Origin of the sequence: Aurantimonas endophytica, assembly GCF_014196845.1 — a bacterium.
Lineage (GTDB): Bacteria > Pseudomonadota > Alphaproteobacteria > Rhizobiales > Rhizobiaceae > Aurantimonas > Aurantimonas endophytica.
In genome coordinates, this window is record NZ_JACIEM010000006.1 from 376809 (window position 1) to 397405 (window position 20597).

The 20597-nt window shown below is 68.1% G+C and carries 26 protein-coding genes; 14 read left to right on the forward strand and 12 right to left on the reverse strand.

Annotated elements, in window-relative coordinates; all coding sequences use genetic code 11:
* The first annotated feature begins 40 nt into the window (after positions 1 to 40).
* The 4 genes from GGR03_RS22170 to rpsU all read left to right on the forward strand — a co-directional run bounded on the left by GGR03_RS22170 (position 41) and on the right by rpsU (position 2753).
* Complete coding sequence (locus tag GGR03_RS22170; RefSeq protein ID WP_183210957.1) at positions 41 to 1417, forward strand: cytochrome P450; 1377 nt, start codon at positions 41 to 43, stop codon at positions 1415 to 1417.
* A gap of 355 nt (positions 1418 to 1772) precedes the next feature.
* Positions 1773 to 1985, forward strand: a complete 213-nt coding sequence (locus GGR03_RS22175) for a cold-shock protein (RefSeq protein ID WP_183210958.1) — start codon at positions 1773 to 1775, stop codon at positions 1983 to 1985.
* A gap of 65 nt (positions 1986 to 2050) precedes the next feature.
* Positions 2051 to 2380, forward strand: a complete 330-nt coding sequence (locus tag GGR03_RS22180) for a hypothetical protein (RefSeq protein WP_183210959.1) — start codon at positions 2051 to 2053, stop codon at positions 2378 to 2380.
* Positions 2381 to 2462: 82 nt separating this feature from the next.
* A complete protein-coding gene (rpsU, locus tag GGR03_RS22185) occupies positions 2463 to 2753 on the forward strand; it encodes a 30S ribosomal protein S21 (RefSeq protein ID WP_183210960.1) in 291 nt (96 codons plus the stop codon).
* Positions 2754 to 3018: 265 nt separating this feature from the next.
* Here rpsU and GGR03_RS22190 read toward each other — a convergent pair whose 3' ends face one another.
* The 4 genes from GGR03_RS22190 to coaBC all read right to left on the reverse strand — a co-directional run bounded on the left by GGR03_RS22190 (position 3019) and on the right by coaBC (position 6481).
* A complete protein-coding gene (locus GGR03_RS22190) occupies positions 3019 to 3561 on the reverse strand; it encodes a DUF6653 family protein (RefSeq protein ID WP_183210961.1) in 543 nt (180 codons plus the stop codon).
* A 54-nt stretch (positions 3562 to 3615) separates the two neighbouring features.
* Positions 3616 to 4641, reverse strand: a complete 1026-nt coding sequence (gene cysK / locus GGR03_RS22195; protein ID WP_183210962.1) for a cysteine synthase A — start codon at positions 4639 to 4641, stop codon at positions 3616 to 3618.
* Positions 4642 to 4808: 167 nt separating this feature from the next.
* Positions 4809 to 5267, reverse strand: a complete 459-nt coding sequence (gene dut, locus GGR03_RS22200; RefSeq protein ID WP_183210963.1) for a dUTP diphosphatase — start codon at positions 5265 to 5267, stop codon at positions 4809 to 4811.
* Positions 5264 to 6481, reverse strand: coding sequence for a bifunctional phosphopantothenoylcysteine decarboxylase/phosphopantothenate--cysteine ligase CoaBC (coaBC, locus tag GGR03_RS22205; RefSeq protein ID WP_183210964.1), 1218 nt, complete (start codon positions 6479 to 6481; stop codon positions 5264 to 5266). The genes dut and coaBC overlap by 4 nt, the downstream gene beginning before the upstream one ends.
* Positions 6482 to 6751: 270 nt before the next feature.
* Between coaBC and GGR03_RS22210 the strand changes: the two genes are divergently transcribed.
* The 4 genes from GGR03_RS22210 to gndA all read left to right on the forward strand — a co-directional run bounded on the left by GGR03_RS22210 (position 6752) and on the right by gndA (position 10270).
* Positions 6752 to 6913, forward strand: coding sequence for a hypothetical protein (locus GGR03_RS22210; RefSeq protein WP_183210965.1), 162 nt, complete (start codon positions 6752 to 6754; stop codon positions 6911 to 6913).
* A gap of 171 nt (positions 6914 to 7084) precedes the next feature.
* Complete coding sequence (locus GGR03_RS22215; protein ID WP_183210966.1) at positions 7085 to 8029, forward strand: ABC transporter ATP-binding protein; 945 nt, start codon at positions 7085 to 7087, stop codon at positions 8027 to 8029.
* Positions 8026 to 8787: an ABC transporter permease gene (locus tag GGR03_RS22220; RefSeq protein WP_183210967.1), complete on the forward strand. Its 762-nt coding sequence runs from the start codon at positions 8026 to 8028 to the stop codon at positions 8785 to 8787. Before GGR03_RS22215 ends, GGR03_RS22220 begins: the two co-directional genes overlap by 4 nt.
* Positions 8788 to 8842: 55 nt before the next feature.
* Positions 8843 to 10270: an NADP-dependent phosphogluconate dehydrogenase gene (gene gndA / locus GGR03_RS22225; protein ID WP_183210968.1), complete on the forward strand. Its 1428-nt coding sequence runs from the start codon at positions 8843 to 8845 to the stop codon at positions 10268 to 10270.
* A 6-nt stretch (positions 10271 to 10276) separates the two neighbouring features.
* Here the strand turns inward: gndA and GGR03_RS22230 are convergent, their stop codons facing one another.
* The 6 genes from GGR03_RS22230 to GGR03_RS22255 are packed head-to-tail and all read right to left on the reverse strand — an operon-like array spanning position 10277 to position 14556.
* Positions 10277 to 11581 (reverse strand): arsenic transporter, encoded by a 1305-nt coding sequence (locus GGR03_RS22230; protein ID WP_183210969.1) that lies wholly within the window; start codon positions 11579 to 11581, stop codon positions 10277 to 10279.
* A gap of 16 nt (positions 11582 to 11597) precedes the next feature.
* Positions 11598 to 12341, reverse strand: coding sequence for an arsenical resistance protein ArsH (gene arsH / locus GGR03_RS22235; RefSeq protein WP_343058952.1), 744 nt, complete (start codon positions 12339 to 12341; stop codon positions 11598 to 11600).
* The gene (arsC, locus tag GGR03_RS22240; protein ID WP_183210970.1) at positions 12338 to 12745 is read right to left on the reverse strand and encodes an arsenate reductase (glutaredoxin); all 408 of its coding nucleotides are present in this window, start codon (positions 12743 to 12745) and stop codon (positions 12338 to 12340) included. The genes arsH and arsC overlap by 4 nt, the downstream gene beginning before the upstream one ends.
* Positions 12746 to 12758: 13 nt before the next feature.
* Positions 12759 to 13298, reverse strand: coding sequence for an arsenate reductase ArsC (locus tag GGR03_RS22245; RefSeq protein ID WP_183210971.1), 540 nt, complete (start codon positions 13296 to 13298; stop codon positions 12759 to 12761).
* Positions 13295 to 13690 carry an ArsR/SmtB family transcription factor gene (locus GGR03_RS22250; RefSeq protein ID WP_183210972.1) on the reverse strand — a complete coding sequence of 132 codons (396 nt, stop codon included), beginning with the start codon at positions 13688 to 13690 and terminating at the stop codon, positions 13295 to 13297. The genes GGR03_RS22245 and GGR03_RS22250 overlap by 4 nt, the downstream gene beginning before the upstream one ends.
* Before the next feature lie 44 nt (positions 13691 to 13734).
* On the reverse strand, positions 13735 to 14556 hold the full coding sequence (locus GGR03_RS22255; RefSeq protein WP_418884999.1) for a potassium channel family protein: 822 nt from the start codon (positions 14554 to 14556) through the stop codon (positions 13735 to 13737).
* 89 nt (positions 14557 to 14645) lie between these two features.
* On the opposite strand from GGR03_RS22255, the gene GGR03_RS22260 reads away from it, so the two are divergent.
* Positions 14646 to 14933 (forward strand): Rdx family protein, encoded by a 288-nt coding sequence (locus tag GGR03_RS22260; RefSeq protein ID WP_183210973.1) that lies wholly within the window; start codon positions 14646 to 14648, stop codon positions 14931 to 14933.
* Between the two features lie 27 nt (positions 14934 to 14960).
* Here GGR03_RS22260 and GGR03_RS22265 read toward each other — a convergent pair whose 3' ends face one another.
* Complete coding sequence (locus GGR03_RS22265) at positions 14961 to 15323, reverse strand: DUF427 domain-containing protein (protein ID WP_183210974.1); 363 nt, start codon at positions 15321 to 15323, stop codon at positions 14961 to 14963.
* A 133-nt stretch (positions 15324 to 15456) separates the two neighbouring features.
* Positions 15457 to 15891, reverse strand: a complete 435-nt coding sequence (locus tag GGR03_RS22270) for a glyoxalase superfamily protein (RefSeq protein WP_252920329.1) — start codon at positions 15889 to 15891, stop codon at positions 15457 to 15459.
* Positions 15892 to 16195: 304 nt separating this feature from the next.
* On the opposite strand from GGR03_RS22270, the gene betB reads away from it, so the two are divergent.
* The 5 genes from betB to GGR03_RS22295 all read left to right on the forward strand — a co-directional run bounded on the left by betB (position 16196) and on the right by GGR03_RS22295 (position 20591).
* Positions 16196 to 17659 carry a betaine-aldehyde dehydrogenase gene (gene betB, locus GGR03_RS22275; protein ID WP_183210975.1) on the forward strand — a complete coding sequence of 488 codons (1464 nt, stop codon included), beginning with the start codon at positions 16196 to 16198 and terminating at the stop codon, positions 17657 to 17659.
* A gap of 174 nt (positions 17660 to 17833) precedes the next feature.
* Positions 17834 to 18343 (forward strand): sigma-70 family RNA polymerase sigma factor, encoded by a 510-nt coding sequence (locus GGR03_RS22280; RefSeq protein WP_252920328.1) that lies wholly within the window; start codon positions 17834 to 17836, stop codon positions 18341 to 18343.
* Positions 18340 to 19068, forward strand: coding sequence for an anti-sigma factor (locus GGR03_RS22285; protein ID WP_183210977.1), 729 nt, complete (start codon positions 18340 to 18342; stop codon positions 19066 to 19068). Before GGR03_RS22280 ends, GGR03_RS22285 begins: the two co-directional genes overlap by 4 nt.
* 60 nt (positions 19069 to 19128) lie before the next feature.
* The gene (locus tag GGR03_RS22290; RefSeq protein ID WP_183210978.1) at positions 19129 to 19287 is read left to right on the forward strand and encodes a hypothetical protein; all 159 of its coding nucleotides are present in this window, start codon (positions 19129 to 19131) and stop codon (positions 19285 to 19287) included.
* Between the two features lie 71 nt (positions 19288 to 19358).
* Complete coding sequence (locus tag GGR03_RS22295; RefSeq protein ID WP_183210979.1) at positions 19359 to 20591, forward strand: 3-methyl-2-oxobutanoate dehydrogenase (2-methylpropanoyl-transferring) subunit alpha; 1233 nt, start codon at positions 19359 to 19361, stop codon at positions 20589 to 20591.
* Positions 20592 to 20597 lie beyond the last annotated feature (6 nt).

A 20597-nucleotide genomic window follows, 5' to 3' on the forward strand; every position in this document is an offset into this window, starting at 1 on the left:
AGCGACGCCCATATGCGGGGGAACGCAAGGACCCCGTGCCATGGACAATCCCATCGACCCGATCGCCCGGCCGTTTCGCGCCCCCGCCCCGGTGCCGCACGCGACGCCGCTCGGCTTTGCCGGCTTCCTGCGGACCGCGACGCGCAACCCGCTCGAGATCTGGGGCACCCGCGCGTTCAAGGAGCCCTATATCCGCGGCAGCTGGCTCGGCGTGCCGAACATCGTCATCAACGACCCGGCGGGCGTGCGCCACTGCATGGTCGACAATGCCCGCAACTACGTCATGCAGCCGCTGCGCCAGCGCCTCCTGCGCCCGCTCCTGCGCGATGGCCTGCTGACCGCCGAAGGGCCGCTCTGGCGCCGCACCCGCAAGGCGATCGCCCCTGTCTTCACGCCGCGCCATATCGCCGGCTTCACCGATGCGATGGAAGTGCGCTCGCGCCGTGCCGCCGATCGCCTGGCAGGAATGGAAGGCACGGTCACCGACGCCGCGCACGAGATGACGCTGCTGACCTTCGACATTCTCCAGGCGACGCTGTTCTCCGACGACATCGCCAGCGAGCCCGAGGCTTTTGCTCGCTCGACCCAGAACTTCCTCGGCTCGATGGGCCGGATCGATCCGCTCGACCTGCTCGGCGCCCCGGCCTTCCTGCCCCGTCTCAGGCGGCTGAGGGGTCGCAAGTCGATGCTCTATTTCCGCAGCCTGATCGCCGACACCATCGCTCGCCGCCGCGTGCAGATCGAGCGCGACCCGGACGGCGCGCCGAACGATCTCCTGTCGCTGCTGGTCAAGGCCGATGGTCTCTCCTCGGGCGAGATAGAGGACAATATCATCACCTTCATCGGCGCCGGCCACGAGACCACGGCCCGCTCGCTCACCTGGACGCTGTATCTGCTCAGCCAGGCGCCGGACGAGCGGGCGCTGGTCGAGGCCGAGCTCGACACGCTGCTGCCGACGCTGGCCGACCCGAACGAATGGGCCGACAAGCTCGTCCACACGCGCGCCGCTTTCGAGGAGGCTCTGCGTCTCTACCCGCCGGCGCCGTCGCTGAACCGCACCGCACTGGCAGCCGACAGCACCGGCGGCGTCGACATTCCCGCCGGCTCGACGGTGCTGGTGATGCCGTGGCTGATCCATCGCCACGAGATGCTGTGGGATCGTCCCGACCATTTCATCCCGAGCCGGTTCCTGCCGGGCAACCGGGAATCCATCGACCGCTTCCAGTACCTGCCCTTCGGAATCGGCCCGCGGGTCTGCATCGGCGCGGGTTTCGCCCTGCACGAGGGCGTCATCGCGCTCGCCAGCCTGCTGCGCAGCCTGCGCTTCGACTATGCCGGCGGCGCGGCGCCCGAGGTGGTCCAGCGCATCACCATCCAGCCGCTCGGCGGCATGCCGATGCGGGTCTCGCGGCGCTGAACGGCGCCGTCGGACGGCGTCTTTTCCAAGGGGCGGGAGGGCTCCTCGGAGGCTCGACCATGCGGCAGAAGCAGCAGGCGCGAAGGCGATGCTCTTGCGTCTGGCGTTGTCGCGGCTCATAATGGAGCTTCGGGTATTTTGCAGACCCGGAGTTTGGCAGACGTTCCGACCACGCAAGGGGTCGCCCCCGGATTGATCCGATGGGCCCAGGGAACCGACCCTTGCGCCGAATCCTTGTGAACTTTCCGAACTTCGGGCGTGGCTTGCCGCGTCTACAAGCAACCTGGAAGACGTTCGCAGTGCGACGGCTTCAGCCGTGTCCGGAAGCGGCCGGCAAGCGACAGAAGGTCATTCCATGAGCCAGACTGGTACCGTCAAATTCTTCAACGAGGCGAAGGGTTTCGGATTCGTGACGCCCGATGGCGGCGCGAAGGACGTGTTCCTTCACGTTTCCGCACTCGAGCGCGCAGGCATCTCCTCGCTCAACGAGGGTGACAAGATCAGCTTCGACACCGAGCCGGACACGCGCGGCAAGGGCCCGAAGGCGATCAACGTTCAGCGCCTTTAACTGATACCGGCGAGGCGGCCGACGGGATCCGTTGGCCGCCTCAGCCGTTTCCTTCCCGTCGCAGCGTGCTGCGCTTCGACACAGACGAACAGAAGGTCCATGCGATGGACAACTCTCGAAGGGCGCGGGAACGCGCCGAAGCCGTCCTTTCCGGTCCTCCGGACCGTCCCGTTAAAGGTTCGGCGGTCGGGATCATAGCTGCGGAGACTCAGGCCCGCGGCGAGAAGACGGCCCGTCTCAAGCAGCTTCGGCTGGAGCGGGACGCCGCCGAACCGCCGGCACCTGCGAAGGTGAAGAAGCCGGCGGCAAAGGCGAAGACAAAGACGGCGACCAAGGCCAAGGCAGCGCCGAAAGCGGCTAAACCCGCAGCGCGCGCCAAGAAGCCCGCCGCCTGATCCAACAAGGGTCTTTCGACCCAGGTGCAAGCAATGACCCGCGTCGGCGGGCATTTGCCGTTTTTAGAACGAAGGAGCTGTTTTGAAAGTCGACGTCAGAGACAACAATGTCGATCAGGCCCTCCGGGCCCTGAAGAAGAAGCTGCAGCGCGAAGGCGTCTTCCGCGAGATGAAGGCGCGTCGCGCTTACGAGAAGCCGTCGGAACGCCGCGCCCGCGAAAAGCAGGAAGCGATCCGTCGCTCGCGCAAGCTCGCGCGCAAGCAGGCGCAGCGCGAAGGTCTTCTGCCCGGCCCGAAGCGCAAGCTGCGGCCCGGTGCGCCCGGCTCGTCGGCACGCCCCGGCGCTCCGACGCCGCGTCCGGCCTTCGGCTGATCGGTAGGCTCGTTCGGCGACCGGCCCTGGCGGAGCTTTTGCTCTCGCCTGGCCGGTGCTGATCGGCGCATTTCGCGCTTCCAGTTCCCGATTTTTCAGGGGCTGTCGATCGTTCTGGAACCGTGCGTGCGACACCGTCGCCGCGCGGCGTTTCCGTTTGGGCACACGGTAATATGCAGCTCCCGCCTGGCCCTGGCCAAGCGAGAGACCGCGTTCGTTCTTCTCGACCCCACTCTCTCGACACACGCCCGCGGTCAGCGACCCTTCAAACGCCTGCGTCCTGCTCCTGTGGATGTGGACCGGGCGTCAGCCAGGCGCGATACCGCGCATCGACCCGGCTCATGTCCTCGAAGAGCCAGACCATCCTGTCGACGAACCAGAGCTTGGCACCTGCCGCCAGAAGCAGGCCGACAAGTACGGCCGTGACCTGCAGCACGATCAGGCCATAGACCAGCAGCGCCGCGCCGATCAGGGCGGCCACAGTCAGCAGGGCTGCTGCTCGCTCGTGATGGGGAGGGATCGGCACGGTCTTGCGGGCGAGATAGACCCGCTCCCCGAAGGTCGCCTTGGAGGCCCAGTTGTCGGGCTGGCGCGGCGGCGGGAAGAGGCGCGGGTTGAGATAGAGGAAGACCGCCATCGTCGCGACGATCGGCGCTGCCCCCCAGCCGATCCAGACCCGGCTCCAGATGGCGAGGACCAGCAGCGGAAAGGCGGCGACACGAGTCCAGACGCTCCACGGGCTGGCATGGCGCTGCCATGTCCGCTCGTCCATTCGCATCAGCCGCTCGAGTGCCGCGAACAAGTCCATGGGACCTGGCCGGGTGAAGGGCGGACGCCGGCGTCCACCCTTCACCCCTTAAAGTCAGATCGACGGCGCGCCGCGCCGCGGCTCCGCCTCTTCCTCGTCGCCGAGCCCGTCGAAGAGCGCGGTCGACAGATAGCGTTCGGCGAAGGAGGGAATGATCACGACGATGTTCTTGCCCTCCATCTCCGGCCGCTGCCCGACCTTGATCGCCGCCGACAGCGCCGCGCCCGAGGAGATGCCGACCGGCACGCCTTCCAGCCGGGCGACGAGCCGGGCGAGTTCGAAGGATTCCTCGTTCGTCACCTGCACGACCTCGTCGTAGATCTCGCGGTCGAGAATCGCCGGGGCAAAGCCCGCGCCGATGCCCTGGATCTTGTGCGGGCCCGGCGCGCCGCCCGACAGGACGTGCGAGGCCTCCGGCTCCACGGCGACCACCAAGAGGCCCGGCTTGCGGGCCTTGAGCACCTGGCCGGCGCCGGTGATCGTGCCGCCGGTGCCGATGCCGGAAACCAGTACGTCGATCTCGCCCTTGGTGTCGTTCCAGATCTCCTCCGCCGTGGTGACGCGGTGGATCTGCGGGTTGGCCGGGTTCTCGAACTGCTGCGGCATCACCGCGTTCGGGATGCCCGCGACCAGTTCCTCGGCCTTGGCGATGGCGCCCTTCATGCCCTTGGCGCCCTCGGTCAGCACCAGTTCGGCGCCCAGGAGGCGCAGCATCTTGCGACGCTCGACCGACATCGTCTCCGGCATGGTCAGGATCAGATTGTAGCCTTTGGCTGCCGCCGCGAAGGCGAGCGCGATGCCCGTGTTGCCGGAAGTCGGCTCCACCAGCGTCGTCTTGCCCGGCGTGATCGTGCCGTCGGCCTCGAGCTTCTCGATCATCGCGACGCCGATGCGATCCTTGACGCTGGCGATCGGGTTGAAGAATTCCAGCTTGGCGAGAAGATTCGCCTTGACGCCCTTTTCGCTCGCGAGCTTCTGCAGCCGCACGATCGGCGTGTCCCCGATCGTGTCGACGATGGAATCGTAGATGCGTCCGCGCCCGTGCGTGCGGGCCGTGGTTTCGGTCTCTGGTCTGTCCATGGTCGCCTCCTTCCCTCGTCGCGCGCCACTGCCCGGGCCGCGATCCTTGTCTGCGCATCAAGGTAGGACGGATGCAGGCCGTTTGTGAGGTCGGAGCGCCCAAAACGTCGCGGAGCCGAGGAAAACCGTCCTCTTTCGGGCGACGGCTGTAACGGGTCCCGGTCGCGTCAGCCGCGCCCGGTCGAGCCGAAGCCGCCAGTGCCGCGGTCCGTCTCGTCCAGTGTCTCGCGGGCCTCGAAGCGCGCCGTGACCACCGACGCCACCACCAGCTGGGCGATCCGGTCGCCATTCTCGATCTTGAACGGCACATCGCCGAGATTGACCAGGATCACTTTCACCTCGCCGCGATAGTCGCTGTCGATCGTGCCGGGCGCGTTGAGGACGGTGACGCCGTGCGTTGCGGCGAGGCCGGAGCGTGGTCGGACCTGCACCTCGAAGCCGACGGGTATCGCGAAGGCGAGGCCGGTCGGCACCATCGCCCGGCTGCCCGGCATCAGCGTCAGCGGCTCGGCCAGCGCCGCACGGATATCGGCACCGGCGGCGCCCGCCGTCGCGAAGGCCGGCAGAAGGGCCTCGGCGCCGTGGGGCAGCCGGCTGACGCCGATCGTCGGCTGCGGGCCGGTCATGCCGTCTCCTTGCCCGAAAGGCGCTCGGCAACCCACGCCGCCAGCCGCCGCGCCACCTCGCTCTTGTCGAGCTTCGGCCACGCCTCGATGCCCTCGCCGGTGACGATGTGGACCGTATTCTCGACGCCGCCCATCACGCCATCCTCGCCCGACACGTCGTTGGCGACGATCGCATCGGCGCCCTTGCGATCGAGCTTGCGCCTTGCGTTGGCGAGCAGGTCGTCGGTCTCGGCGGCGAATCCGACGACGAGACGCGGCCGGTCCGGGCCATGGCCGATCGTCGCGAGGATGTCGGGGTTCTCGGTGAGGGCGAGCGCCGGTGGCGTGTCGGCCGACTTCTTCAGCTTGCGCGCTGCCGTCTCCTCGGCACGCCAGTCGGCGACGGCGGCGACGAAGATCGCCGCATCGGCCGGCAGCGCGTCGCGCACCGCGGCCAGCATCTCGCGCGCCGTCTCGACATGCCGCACGCTGACGCCCGCCGGGTCGGCGATGCTGACCGGCCCGCTGACCAGCGTGACCTCTGCGCCGATCGCCGCGAGCGCCGCCGCGATCGCGTGGCCCTGCCGTCCGGAGGAGCGATTGGCGATGTAACGGACCGGGTCGATCGGTTCGTGCGTCGGCCCGGAGGTGACGACGATGCGCTTGCCGGCCAATGCCTGCGATCTGTCGCCCAGCAGCGCCGCGGCGGCGTCGGCGATCTGGATCGGCTCGGCCATGCGCCCGGTGCCCGCCTCGCCGGTCTCGGCCATCTCGCCGGCATTGGGGCCGATGAAGCGGACCCCGTCTGCCGTCAACTGCGCGAGGTTACGCCGTGTCGCCGGGTGCGCCCACATGGCGGGGTTCATCGCCGGTGCCATCAGGATCGGCGCTTTCGCCGCCAGCAGGATCGCCGTCGCCAGGTCGTCGGCCAGGCCGTTCGCCGCCCGCGCCATCAGGTTGGCGGTGGCTGGCGCGACGAGGATCAGCTCGGCCTCTCGGGCCAGCCTGATATGGCCGACATCGTGCTCGTCTTCGCGATCGAAGAGCTCGCCGAAGACTTTCGAGGCCGACAGCGCCCCCACGGCCAGCGGCGTCACGAACTCGCGCGCCGCTTTCGTCATTACCGGCCGGACCAAAGCGCCGCGTTCGCGCAGGCGCCGGATCAGGTCGAGCGACTTGTAGGCGGCGATGCCGCCACCGATGATCAGGACGACGGACCTTCCAGCCAGGCTCATGGCATCGCCCTGCCGATGGATGCCGGCGCCGGGCAGGGCAGCGCCCTGGGAGCGTCGCGGGAGAGGGGGGCGGCCATGTCTGCCTCGTCGGTGGCGTCGATAGGGTTCTGCGATGTCTAGTCGGGCCGGGCGGCGGAGGCAACGCGCGCCGCCAGCCCCAGCGTGCCGGGGGCGACGCCGCTACCCGGCATCCACATGGCTGCGTTGCGTTCGGACGCATTGTTGCGTTGCACAAGACCCCTTATTTCGATGGTCGAAAGGAAACATGCCATGAACATTACCAGCACTATCCGCGGTCTGCTCCGCGGCAACGGCCGACGCGACGTCGTCCGGGATTATCTCGACCAGTCCGTGTCGCTCGCCGATCTGGAGCGCCGTCAGCGCGAGGTCGACTCGGGCCGCTTCCGCGGTCGGTCCTACCCGTTCTACTGACAGTCCGACCTCGGAGCCTCCGCGCTCTGAGGTGGCCCGCATCCAGATGCGGGTGACAAGGCAGGGCGGCTGGTCTTTTCCTCGCCGCCGAACTGCCTATCTGCCGGATCGGCACGCCACCAGGCTGGATCCGCCCAGGCTCCGCCAGCGCCTGCTCAAACCCATGGCACCATGTCCGCGACCCAATCCCCCCCGCCGATCCTCTCCGTCCGCAACGTCTCGAAAACCTACAAGGGTGGGTTCCAGGCGCTGAAATCGATCGACCTGGACATTGCGCCCGGCGAGATTTTCGCGCTGCTCGGGCCGAATGGTGCCGGCAAGACGACGCTGATCTCGATCATCTGCGGCATCGTCAATCGCTCGACCGGCACGGTGACCGTCGCCGGCCACGACATCGACAAGGGTTATCGAACGGTGCGTTCGATGATCGGCCTGGTGCCGCAGGAACTGACCACCGACGCCTTCGAGTCCGTCTGGGACACGGTGTCGTTCTCCCGTGGCCTGTTCGGCAGATCGAAGAATCCCGCCCATATCGAGAAGGTCCTCCGCGACCTGTCGCTGTGGGACAAGAAGGACGCCAAGATCCGCACCCTGTCGGGCGGCATGAAGCGCCGCGTGATGATCGCCAAGGCCTTGTCGCACGAGCCGGAAGTGCTGTTCCTCGACGAGCCGACGGCGGGCGTCGACGTGGCGCTGCGCCGCGAGATGTGGGCCGTCGTCCAGCGCCTGCGCGAGGGCGGCGTGACCGTCATCCTGACCACCCACTATATCGAGGAGGCCGAGATGATGGCCGACCGGGTCGGGGTGATCTCCCAGGGCGCGCTGATCGTCGTCGAGGAGAAGAACGAGCTGATGCGCAAGCTCGGCCATAAGGAACTGACGCTGCAGCTGCAGGAGCCTCTGACGAGCCTGCCGGCAACCCTTGCCGAGTACGATCTTTCGGTTTCCCCGGACGGGACGCTTCTGACTTACAGCTATGACACCCAGGCCGAGCGCACCGGCATCGCGACGCTGATGCGGCTGCTGGCGGAAGCCGGCATCAGGTTCCGCGACCTGTCGACAAAGCAGTCGACGCTCGAGGAAATCTTCGTCGGACTGGTGGAGGAAAAGGCATGAACTACCCCGCCGTCGTCGCGATCTTCCGCTTCGAGATGGCGCGGACCTTCCGCACCATCATGCAGAGCGTCATCTCCCCGGTCATCTCGACCTCGCTCTATTTCGTCGTCTTCGGCGCTGCCATCGGCTCGCGCATCACCGAAATCGACGGCGTCTCCTACGGCGCCTTCATCGTGCCCGGCCTGATCATGTTGTCGCTGCTCACCCAGAGCCTGACCAACGCCTCGTTCGGCATCTACTTCCCGAAATTCACCGGCACGATCTACGAGATCCTGTCGGCGCCGATCTCCGGGATGGAGATCGTCCTCGGCTATGTCGGGGCGGCGGCGACCAAGTCGGTGATGCTCGGCCTGATCATCCTCGCCACCGCGACGCTGTTCGTCGACCTGCGGATCGAGCATCCGGTCTGGATGATCGTTTTCCTGCTGCTGACGGCGATCACCTTCGCGCTGTTCGGCTTCATCATCGGGATTTGGGCAGACGGGTTCGAGAAGCTGCAGGTGGTGCCGCTGCTGATCGTGACACCGCTCGCCTTTCTCGGCGGCAGCTTCTACTCGATCCGGATGCTGCCGGAGTTCTGGCAGAATGTCAGCCTGCTCAATCCGGTCGTCTATCTGATCAGCGGCTTCCGCTGGGCCTTCTACGGCACCTCGGACGTGTCGATCGGCATCAGCCTCGGCATGACGCTGTTCTTCATGATCGCCAGCCTCCTGGTGATCGCATGGATCTTCCGTACCGGGTGGCGGCTGAAGAGCTGACGGCGCAGCCGGTGGGCAGGGCCGCGAAGGGCGCGGCGGAAAACAGGAGTGACGGATGAGCGACAAGACCGCCGATATCGGAGTCGTCGGGCTCGGGACCATGGGCTCGAACCTTGCCCTCAACATCGCCGAGAAGGGCTTCACGGTGGCGGTCCACAACCGCACCAGCGCCAAGTCCTTCGCCCTGCGTGACGACAATCCGGGCATCGGCGACAATGTCGTCCCCGCCGCCTCACTGGAAGACTTCGTCGCTTCTCTCAAGCAGCCTCGGCTGGTGCTGTTCATGGTTCCGGCCGGCAAGATCGTCGATGACGAGATGGCCGAGATCGCGCCGCTTCTGTCGCCCGGCGACGTGATGATCGATGCCGGCAATGCCGATTTCCACGACACGGTCCGCCGCTCGAAGGCGGTCGAGGAAACCGGCCTCCAATTCGTCGGCATGGGTGTTTCGGGCGGCGAACTCGGCGCCCGGCACGGCCCATCGATCATGGTCGGCGGCGCCGAGGCGACCTACGGCCTCCTGTCGCCGATCCTGACGCGCATCGCCGCGCAATACGAGGGCGAGCCCTGCGTCGCCTGGCTCGGGCCGGACGGCGCCGGGCATTTCGTCAAGACCATCCACAACGGCATCGAATATGCCGACATGCAGATGATCGCCGAGATCTACGGCATCATGCGCGACGGCATCGGGCTCGAGCCGAAGGCCATGGCCGAGATCTTCGCCGACTGGAACACCCGCGGCCTCTCCTCCTATCTGATCGAGATCACCGCCGTGACGCTCGCCGAGACCGATCCGGAGACGGGCAGGCCGATGGTGGACGTCATCGTCGACGAGGCCGGCCAGAAGGGCACCGGCCGCTGGGCCGTCATCGAGGCGCAGAAGCTGGGTGTCGGGGCGACGACCATCGAGGCCGCCGTGTCGGCACGCGGCGTATCCTCACGGCGCGCCGAACGGGCGGATGCCGGCGCGCTCTATGTCGACATCGCGACCGAGGCCGGCGGGTTTGCCGGCGATGCAGCAAGCCTGACAGAGCTGGAAGAGGCGCTGGAGACGGCCAAGATCATCGCCTATGCGCAAGGGTATGCCACCATGGCGGCGGCGTCGGACGAGTTCTCCTGGAACCTGCCGCTGGCCGAAATCGCCCGGATCTGGCGCGCCGGCTGCATCATCCGCTCGCGTTTCCTGGACGACATCGCCCGTGCCTATGACAGCGGCGAGACGGTGGTGAATCTCCTTCAGGCGAAGGACTTCGTCACCCGCGTCTCGGCGGGCCAGGGGGCGCTGCGCCGCGTCGTCGCCAAAGCGAGTCTCGCGGGCATCCCGGTGCCGGCGCTGTCGGCGGCGCTCGCCTATCTCGACGATTACCGTCGCAAGCGCGGTACCACCGACCTCACCCAGGCGCAGCGCGACCTGTTCGGGGCGCATACCTTCCACCGCCTCGACAAGGACGGCGTGTTCCACCACCAGTGGCCGGCGGTCTGACGACGGTCAGCCGCTGATCACCGGCAGCCACAGCCACAGGCCGACCAGCGTCGCCAGCAGCACCGGCGGCGTGATCACCAGGCCGACCTTCATGTACTGGCCCCAGCCGATGCGCACGCCCTTGCCGGCGAGGACGTGCAGCCAGAGCAGCGTCGCCAGGCTGCCGATCGGGGTGAATTTCGGCCCGAGATCGTTGCCGATGACATTGGCGTAGACCATCAGCTCCTGGGTGATCGGCGCGACGTCGGCGCGCTCGATGGCGAGCGCCCCGACCAGCGTCGACGGCAGGTTGTTCATCACCGAGGCGAGGATGGCGGCGGCAAAGCCGGTGCCGACCGTGGCGACGAATGTCCCCTGGCCGGCGAGCCAGACCAGCAGCCCGGCGGCAAGGTCCGTGAGCCCGGCATTCCCCAGCCCGTAGACCACCAGGTACATGCCGATCGAGAACAGCACGATCTGCCAGGGCGCATGGCGCATCACGCCGGGGACCGAGACGACCGGCTGTTCGTCCGAGAACCACCGTCCGGCGATGGCGACGAGGATCAGCGCCGCCGCGCCGGTGACGAGCGCGATCGGCACCGCGAAGCGCGCGGTGACGAAATAGGCGACGAGCAGGACACCCAACAGCGGAAATGCAGCGCGGAAGACGTGATGGTCGCGGATCGCGCTGCGGGGCGGTTCGAGGTCGTCGACCTTGTAGGTTTCCGGGACGTTGCGGCCATAATAGACCCAGAGCACCAGCAGCGTCGCCGCCAGCGCGACGAAATTCACCGGCACCATCACCGCGGCGTAACGGTCGAAGCCGATGCCGAAATAATTCGCCGACACGATGTTCACGAGGTTGGAGATGACCAGCGGCAGGCTCGTCGTGTCGGCGACGAAGCCGGTGCCGATGATGAAGGCGAAGGCCGCCTCCGGCCGGAACTCGAGCCGCAGCAGGATGGCCAGCACGATGGGGGTCAGCAGCAGTGCCGCCCCGTCATTGGCGAAGACGGCGGCGATCGCGGCGCCCAGCACGATGACCAGCGGGAACAGCCGCCGCCCCCTTCCGCCGCCCCATCGCGCCACGTGCAGCGCCGCCCAGTGGAAGAAGCCGGCCTCGTCGAGGATCAGCGAGATGATGATCAGCGCGACGAAGGTGAAGGTCGCGTCCCAGACGATGTGCCAGACGATCTCGAGGTCGGCGAAACTGACCACGCCGGCCGCCAGCGCCACCGCGGCGCCGGCGAGCGCGCTCCAGCCGATGCCCAGCCCCCTGGGCTGCCAGATGACGAGGACGAGCGTGGCGATGAAGATCGCAAAGGCGAGCATAGGTGGGGGATCCGGTCTAGATGGAGCGCTGGTTGACGCGAAGGGAGACTGCTTCCGCGCTTTCGACGCGCTCGGAATACCGGTCGGTGAGATAGGATGAGCGGCCGCGGGTGAGATGGGTGAACTTCACCAGCTCCTCGCAGACGTCGACGATGCGGTTGTAGTAGGGAGAAGGCCGCATCCGGCCCGCCTCGTCGAATTCGTTGAAGGCCTTGGCGACCGAGGACTGGTTGGGGATGGTGATCATCCGCATCCAGCGGCCGAGGATGCGCATCTGGTTGACGGCGTTGAAGCTCTGCGAGCCGCCGCTGACCTGCATGACGGCGAGCGTCTTGCCCTGGGTCGGGCGGACGCCACCCAGCGACAGCGGCAGCCAGTCGATCTGCGCCTTCATGATCGCGGTCATCGCGCCGTGACGCTCGGGGCTCACCCAGACCATGGCCTCCGACCACATGGCGAGATCACGCAGCGCCTTGACCCGCGGATGCTCGGGCGCCGCCCCGTCCGGCAAAGGCAGGTCGCGCGGGTCGAAGGTCCTCACCTCGCAGCCGAACCACCGCAGCAGCCGTCCGGCTTCCTCCGCCACCAGGCGCGAATAGGAGCGCTCGCGGATCGAGCCGTAAAGCACGAGCACCCGCGGCGGATGGGCTGGCGCGTCCGGTCCGGAAAGCGCCTCCACCTCGATGCGCCGCAACTGCGCGAGATCGATGTTCGGCAGGTCGAGGGCGGTCGCGCCGCCGTCTGGCGGGGCGCCGGTCACGCCCCCCTCGTGACGATCTCGCCGTCTTCCTTGACGAAGCGGCCGATGGCGGGGTCGGGCAGGATGTCGAGCACGGTCTCGGACGGGCGGCAGAGCCGCGCGCCCTTCTCGGTCACGACGATCGGCCGGTTGATCAGGATCGGATGCGCCATCATCGCCTGCAGCAGTTCCTCGTCGCTGAGCGCCGGATCGTCGAGGCCCAGCTCGGCATAGGGCGTACCCTTCTGGCGCAGGATGTCGCGCGGCTTCATGCCCATCATGTCGAGCAGCTCGATCAGCGTCTCGCGGCTCGGCGGATTCTTCAGGTACTCGATGACTTCCGGATCCTCCCCGGCCTGGCGGATCATCGCCAGCGTGTTGCGCGACGTGCCGCAATCGGGGTTGTGGTAGATCGTGACGGTCATGATGGGCCTTTCGTCAGGCGGCCGTTTCCCGGCCGGTTTCAGCATCGTCGACGGCCCCGATCTTGTCGAGCCGGTGCTTCAGGCTGATCTTGTCGAGGCTGGAGAACGGCAGGCTCGCGAAGATCGAGATGCGGTTGTTGAGCATGCGGAACGTGTCGGCGAAGGCGAAGGCCCGTTCGCTCACGGTGCCTTCGACCTTGGCCGGATCCGGCACGCCCCAGTGGGCGGTCATCGGCTGGCCGGGCCAGACCGGGCAGGTCTCGCCCGCGGCGTCGTCGCAGACGGTGAAGACGAAGTCGAGCTTCGGCGCGTCGTCGCGGTCCTCGGCAAAATCCTTCCAGGCCTTGGAGCGCAGATCCTCGGTCGGAAAGCCGAGACGCCTCAAGAGGTCGAGGGTCATCGGGTTGACCTCGCCGGAAGGGTCGCTGCCGGCCGAATAGGCCTTGAACCGCGGCCCGTAGGTACGGTTCATGATGCTTTCGGCGATGATCGAACGCGCCGAGTTCCGGGTACACAGGAACAGGACGTTCATCGGACGGTCTTCGGTCGTCATCGTGTCTCCTCCCCGGCCGGGGCAAGCGCCCGGGCCTGTTGTGTTTTCTTGATGGTCTCGTCGGCATCGCACCCGCACGCATCGGCCGCGATGCCGCAGATCTCCGGATGGCCCTCGCAGCAATCCTCGGTGAGAAATGCCAGCAGCCCCCGCATCGCCTCGAAATGCGCGGCGTAGCGGATGCGCCGTCCGTCGCGCCACGAGCGTACGAGGCCGGAGCGCTCGAGTGCGGCGAGGTGGAAGCTCATCCGGGTGGGGGCGATGGCGAGTCGTTCCGCGATCTCGCCGGATGGCACGCCGTTCGGCCCGGCCCGCACCAGCATGCGGAAGGCGCTGAGACGGTCGGCGTGGGCAAGCGCGGCGAGCGCGGTGACGGCGGTTTCCTCGATCATCCTGCAACCATACAAGGAAACTTGCAGGGTGCAAGCTGCCCCTGTCAGTGCACGCCGTCGTCGCGGATCTTCAGCATGTGCCCGCAGGCCTTGCAGTGGACGGCATCGACGTCATGGCGCTGCAGGCCGCAATCGGGGCAGGGGAACATCACCTTGTAAGGCCGGAACACCGCCTGGGCGAGGCGCACGAACAGCGAGATGCCGATGATCATGATGACGATCGAGGTCAGCTTACCCCACGTGCCGGGCAGGGTGATGTCGCCGTAGCCGGTCGTCGTCACCGACGAGACGGTGAAGTAGAACGCGTCGATATAGCCTTCGAGGCCGGAGCCGTAGCGGAAGAAGGTCGTGTAGATGAAGCCGGTGGCCAGGAACAGGAACGTCAGCAGATTGACGATGGCGCGTCCCGGTGTCTCCCATTCGGGATAGCCCCACCGGCGCAAGGGGCGCCAGAGCACCCCGCTCTGTGAGATCGACCATAGCCGGACGATGCGCAGGAAGCCGAAATTGACCAGCTCGTTGGGAAAGAGCAGCGTCGCCAGGATCACCAGATCGAGCAGGACGAAGGGCTGCCGGAGCCAGCGCAGCGGCTCGCGTGCGGCGAAGCAGCGGGCGGCGATGTCGAGGCCGAGGATCGCCGCGACCGAATAGTCGACGACGAAAAAGGCCTCCGTCTCGCGCAGGACCGGGCTGGCAATGAAGAACGCGATGATCACGAGATCGACGACGAGCACCGCCATCTGGAAACGCAGCGCGTTCGGCCGGCGCCCGTGATAGAGCCGACGCAGGTGGATGCGGGTCCGCGTGAAGCGGGTGCGCAGCCGGCGTCGGCGCATGCCGGGAAGGGAACGGACGGAGCGCGCCATGGCAGCCGATCGTTGAGCGGGGCAGGTCGGCGGAGCGCCGTTTCGGATCGTGACCGGACCTAGCGCAGGAAGCAGCAGGAGTACAGAAGATGACCGAAATCCCCGCCCGCCCGCGGATCACCATCACCTACTGCACGCAGTGCCAGTGGCTGCTGCGGGCCGCCTGGATGGCGCAGGAACTTCTCTCCACGTTCGGCCCCGACCTCGCCGAGGTCGCGCTGGTGCCGGGCACCGGCGGCGTCTTCGAGATCGGCTACGATGGCGAGACCATCTGGGAGCGTAAGGCGGATGGCGGCTTTCCCGAGGCGAAGATCCTCAAGCAGCGGGTCCGCGACCGTCTCGACCCCGCCCGCGACCTCGGCCACAGCGACCGCTGAGGATACTACGGCGGTCGTTGTGCGCGTTCAGCCGGCGTCGATCGTCACGAACCGCCGGTCGAAGGCGACATGGCCGGCAATCGCCGCAACGCCGTCCTTCGGTGTGTCGTAGGCCCATACCGCATTGTCTGCGGCCTCGCCCTCGGCGGCGATCGACCAGTAGCGCGCTTCGCCCTTGTAAGGGCAGGTCGTATGCCGGTCGGTCTCCTGCAGGAAGCCCATCTCCACCCGGTCCTTCGGGATGTAGAAGACCGGGTCGTAGCCGCGTTCCTTCAGGATCAGCGCGTGATCGGTCGAGGCGAGGATCGCGCCGTGGAACTTGACGACCACCGGGCCGTCGTAAGGCTCGATGGTGATGCGCTTGCCGGTGTCGGTCGGGTCGGCAGTCATGGCGTCCTCCTGTCGTTGCAGTAGCATTGCCTCGTATGCGCGGCGGTCCGCCACCGGTCCCGGATGGATGTGGTCCAGGCGGGTTCGCCACGGGACCGGAAGCATGGCTCCCGGCCCCGCCCGCCAATGCGATCTAGAGCGTCAGCGCCAGATGCGGCTGGCCATTGGAGGTCTTCTCGACCGTCGCGCCGTTCGCGTCGACCACGACGGTCACGCGGCGCCGGAACGCCGAGAAGCTCTCGAAGGCCACCACGTCGACGGGCTCGTCGAACTGGATCGTCGCCCGGTACCGCCCGCCCTTCGGCAGCACCTGCAGGCCGATCAGCCGGCCGGTGAAGTCCTGGCCGAGATAGCGGCCGGCGACAGGGGCACCGATCGTCAGGTCGGCAACGGTCGGGCCGCGCTCGGCCAGCGCGCTGAGCGTGTTCCAGTCGCGATAGCCGTGCTGGCGGGCGACGAGTTCCAGCGCCGCGCCGTGGCTGAGCGTATGGCCGCCATCGGCGAGGCCGGTGCGCAGGCGCCGCGCCTGGGCCTTGAAGGCGGCAATGGTCGAAGTCATGCCGGTCATCTGCTGAACCTTTCGAGGTCGTCGCATGCGGCGTTGAAGGGAACGGGAGCTCGCGCTTGCCGGCCGGCCGCATGCCTCTCGATGGGGACATCACGGATGACGGGGAAGGGAATTCACCATGGCTTTCGCCCGCGAGCGGCAGGGTCCCTCGGCCCTTTGCCCAGATGGTGGCTCGCCGCCGCCGCGTCAATATCCGCCACATCGCCCCGGTTCGCGGCGCTCTCCCAGGCGAGGCATCGTGTAGCCGAACCGGCCGGGGACGCGTAGAAAGCCGGGAAACACGTCTCCTGCCGAAGGACCTCCCATGCGCGCCCAGCCCCCGGCCTCCCACTATGTCGATGGCCTCTATGTCGAGGACGAAGCCGGCGAGAGCTTCGACAGCGTCTATCCGGCGACCGGCGAGGTCATCGCCCGGCTGCATGCCGCGACCCCCGCGCTGATCGAGCAGGCGGTGGCGGCCGCCGAGCGCGGCCAGGCGGTGTGGGCGGCGATGACCGGCGCCGAGCGCGGCCGCATCCTGCGCCGTGCCGCCGCCATCATGCGCGACCGCAACCAGGCGCTGGCCGAGCTCGAGACGCTTGACACCGGCAAGGCGCTGGCCGAGACGCTGGTGGCCGACGCCGCCTCGGGCGCCGACGCGCTGGAATATTTCGGCGCGCTCGCCGCCGACCTGCGCGGCGACTACATCGATCTCGGCGGCTCCTTCGCCTACACGCGGCACGAGCCGCTGGGCGTCTGCGCCGGCATCGGCGCCTGGAACTATCCGATCCAGATCGCCTCCTGGAAGGCGGCACCGGCGCTCGCCTGCGGCAACGCGATGATCTTCAAGCCGTCGGAGACGACGCCGCTGACGGCGCTGAAGCTCGCCGAAATCTTCTCCGAGGCCGGGCTGCCCGCCGGCGTCTTCAACGTCGTCCAGGGCCTCGGTCCGGTCGGTGCGACGCTCGCCTCGCACCCGCGCATCGCCAAGGTCTCGGTCACCGGCTCGGTGCCGACCGGCGCCCGGGTCATGCAGGCCGCCTCCGCCACCACCAAGCACGTAACGCTGGAGCTCGGCGGCAAGTCGCCGATCCTCGTCTTCGCCGATGCCGACCTCGACGCCGCCGTCTCCGGCGCGATCCTCGGCAATTTCTACTCCACCGGCCAGATCTGCTCGAACGGCACACGGGTCTTCGTCGAGCGCTCTGTGCGCGCCGCCTTCGTGGAGCGGCTGGTCGAGCGCACGCGCGCCATCGCGCTCGGCGATCCGATGAAGCTGACCACCGATCTCGGCCCCCTCGTCTCGAAGGCGCAATACGACAAGGTGCTGTCCTATCTCGACATCGGCCGCGGCGAGGGCGCGACGGTCGCCTGCGGCGGCGGTACCGCCACGGTCGAGGGGTTTGCCGAGGGATGGTTCGTCGAGCCGACGGTCTTCACCGACGTCACCGACGGCATGCGCATCGCTGGCGAGGAGATCTTCGGGCCGGTCATGTGCGTCCTCGATTTCGACGACGAGGCCGAGGCGATCGCCCGGGCCAATGCCAGCGAATTCGGCCTTGCCGCCGGCGTCTACACGCGCGACCTCCAGCGCGGCCACCGCGTCGTGGCGAAGCTCCAGGCCGGGACGTGCTGGATCAACGCCTACAACCTCACCCCGGTCGAGATGCCCTTCGGTGGGGTCAAGCGCTCCGGCATCGGCCGCGAGAACGGCCGCGAGGCCTTGGCGCATTACAGCCAGGTCAAGTCGGTCTATGTCGAGATGGGCACAAGCGAGGCGCCCTACTGAAGCGGGACCGCCACGGCACGTCATGGAGCGCCGGCGAGAGGCGCCGTCGTTGACTTTCGGCCCGCAAGCCTGTTCCGCTGCCGCCATGAACGGCGAAACGATCCGACCGCGGACCGCATGTCCACGATGACTCCCGACGAGGGTCGCGCTTTTCTCGTCGAGCGGCTGCGCGCCGTGGCCGATGGCGACCGCCAAGCCCTGCGGGCCGTCTACGAGCGCACGGCGGCGAAGCTTTTCGGCGTCTGCCTGCGTATCTTGGACAACCGCGAAGAAGCCGAGGATGTGCTGCAGGACGTCTATCTGACGGTTTGGAACCGCGCCGACTCGTTCGACCCGGCGCGGGCGAGCCCGATCACCTGGCTGGCGACGATCGCGCGCAACCGCGCCATCGACCGGCGCCGCCAGCTCGGCCCGCGCATTTTCGACCGGCCGGTTGACGGGGCCGTCGATGTCGCCGACGAGACGCCTGATGCGCTGGCCCTGCTGCATCGCTCGGACGACGCACGCCGGCTGGCCGAGTGCCTCGACGGGCTCGACGGGCGCACACGCGTGATGATCGTCACGGCCTTCTACGGCGGTGACACCTATAACGAACTGGCCGAGACGGCGGGCGTGCCGCTCGGTACGATGAAAAGCCTGATCCGGCGAGGATTGATGCGCTTGAAGGAGTGCCTGTCGTCATGAGCGACGCGGTCGATCACGGACGGGAGGATGCGCATCTGGCCGCCGAGTACGTGCTTGGCGTCCTGAGCGGCGGCCAGCGCCGGTCCGTCGAGCGCCGGGCGCTGCGCGATCCCGCCTTCGCGGCCGTGCTCGCGGAGTGGACCGAGCTGCTGGGGCCGATGGCAAGTGGCGTCGATCCGGCCGAGCCGCCGGTAACGCTCTGGTCGCGAATCGAGGCGGATCTCGGGCGGATGACCCGCCGGCCGGCGGAGCCCGTCCCCACGGCTCGCCCGAAGGGCCGCCGCGTGTCGGCGATCTGGCAGTGGCTTGGCCTGGCCGGCGTGGGACTCGCCGTCGCCAGCCTCGCCGCCCTGATCCTCGTCGCCGGCCGCGACCTCGCCCCGCCGGCCGACGGCATGATGACGGCGACGCTCTCCGCCGAGGACGGCACGCCGCTCGTCACCGTCGTCATCGACACCGCCACCTCGATGGCGACGCTGGTGCCGATCGTCCATGCCGAGGAGCCCGGCCGCGTGCCGGAACTGTGGCTGGTGCCGCCGGGCGGCGCCGCGCCGAAATCGCTCGGGCTGATCGACATGGCGCGGCCGCTGCACGTCGCCCTCGACGGCAACGGCCTGGGCATGCCCGACGCCGCCTTGGCTGTCTCGATGGAGCCGGAGGGCGGCTCGCCGACCGGCCTGCCGACCGGCCCGGTGGTCGCTTCCGGGGCGCTGCATTCGATCTGAGGGTGCCGGCAGGCGGCCGGCGCTGGCGGAAGGCCCGTCGATCGTCTACGCCCCTTGGCGATGAACAAGCTCTTCTCGGTTCTCTTCATCCTGCTGATGGCGGTCCACCTCGTCCGCCCACTGGGCCTGCCGGGCCTGCGGCGGCGCGGCGACTTCTGGAAGATCGCCCTTGTCGGCCTCTTCGTGTTCGGCGCCGTCGTGCTGATGCGGCCGGAATAGCAAGGCTTCCCTCCCGCCGCGGCGGGATTAGATGCTCTCCTGCGCCGCGGAGCCGGCGCGGGAGGACGGACATGGCAGAAACCCATTCCCTCAGCCTGCACGTACCCGAGCCGGAGGTCAGACCCGGCGGGCGGCCGGATTTCTCCGGCGTCAACATCCCGAAGGCCGGCTCGGTGCGGCGCCCGCCGGTGGACGTCGACCCCGCCGAGATCCGCGACCTCGCCTATTCGATCATCCGCGTCCTCAACCGCGCCGGCGAGGCCGTGGGCGATTGGGCCGGCACGCTCGACGACGAGGCGGTCCTCGCCGGCCTGAAGACGATGATGCGGGTGCGCGCCTTCGACCGGCGCATGCTGATGGCTCAGCGCCAGGGCAAGACCTCGTTCTACATGCAGTGCCTCGGCGAGGAGGCGATCGCCTGCGCCTTCCGCAAGGTGCTGGCGCCGGGCGACATGAACTTCCCGACCTACCGCCAGCAGGGGCTGCTGATCGCCGACGACTACCCGCTCGTCGACATGATGTGCCAGATCTATTCCAACCGCCGCGACCCGCTGAAGGGCCGGCAGCTGCCGATCATGTATTCCTCGAAGGAACACGGCTTCTTCTCCATATCGGGCAATCTGGCGACGCAGTTCGTGCAGGCCGTCGGCTGGGCCATGGCCTCGGCGATCAAGGGCGACACCAAGATCGCGGCCGCCTGGATCGGCGACGGCTCGACGGCCGAGAGCGACTTCCACTCCGCGCTGGTCTTCGCCTCGACCTACAAGGCGCCGGTCGTCCTCAACATCGTCAACAACCAGTGGGCGATTTCCACCTTCCAGGGCATCGCGCGCGGCGGATCCGGCACCTTCGCGGCCCGTGGGCTCGGCTTCGGCATCCCGTCGCTGCGGGTCGACGGCAACGACTACCTCGCCGTCCACGCCGCCGCGCAGTGGGCGGTGGAGCGAGCGCGGCGCAATCTCGGCCCGACGCTGATCGAGTGGGTCACCTACCGCGCCGCGGCGCATTCGACCTCGGACGACCCCTCCGCCTACCGCCCGAAGGAGGAATCCGACGCCTGGCCGCTCGGCGACCCGGTCAAGCGGCTGAAGAACCACCTCATCCTCGCCGGCGCCTGGAGCGAGGAGCGCCACGTCCAGGCCGAGGCCGAGATCGACGCCGAGGTACTGGCGGCGCAGCGCGAGGCGGAAACCCACGGCACGCTGCACACCGGTCCCAAGCCGTCGGTGCGGGACATGTTCGAGGACGTCTACGAGACCATGCCGCCGCATCTGCGGCGCCAGCGCCAGCAGGCGGGGTACTGAGGATGG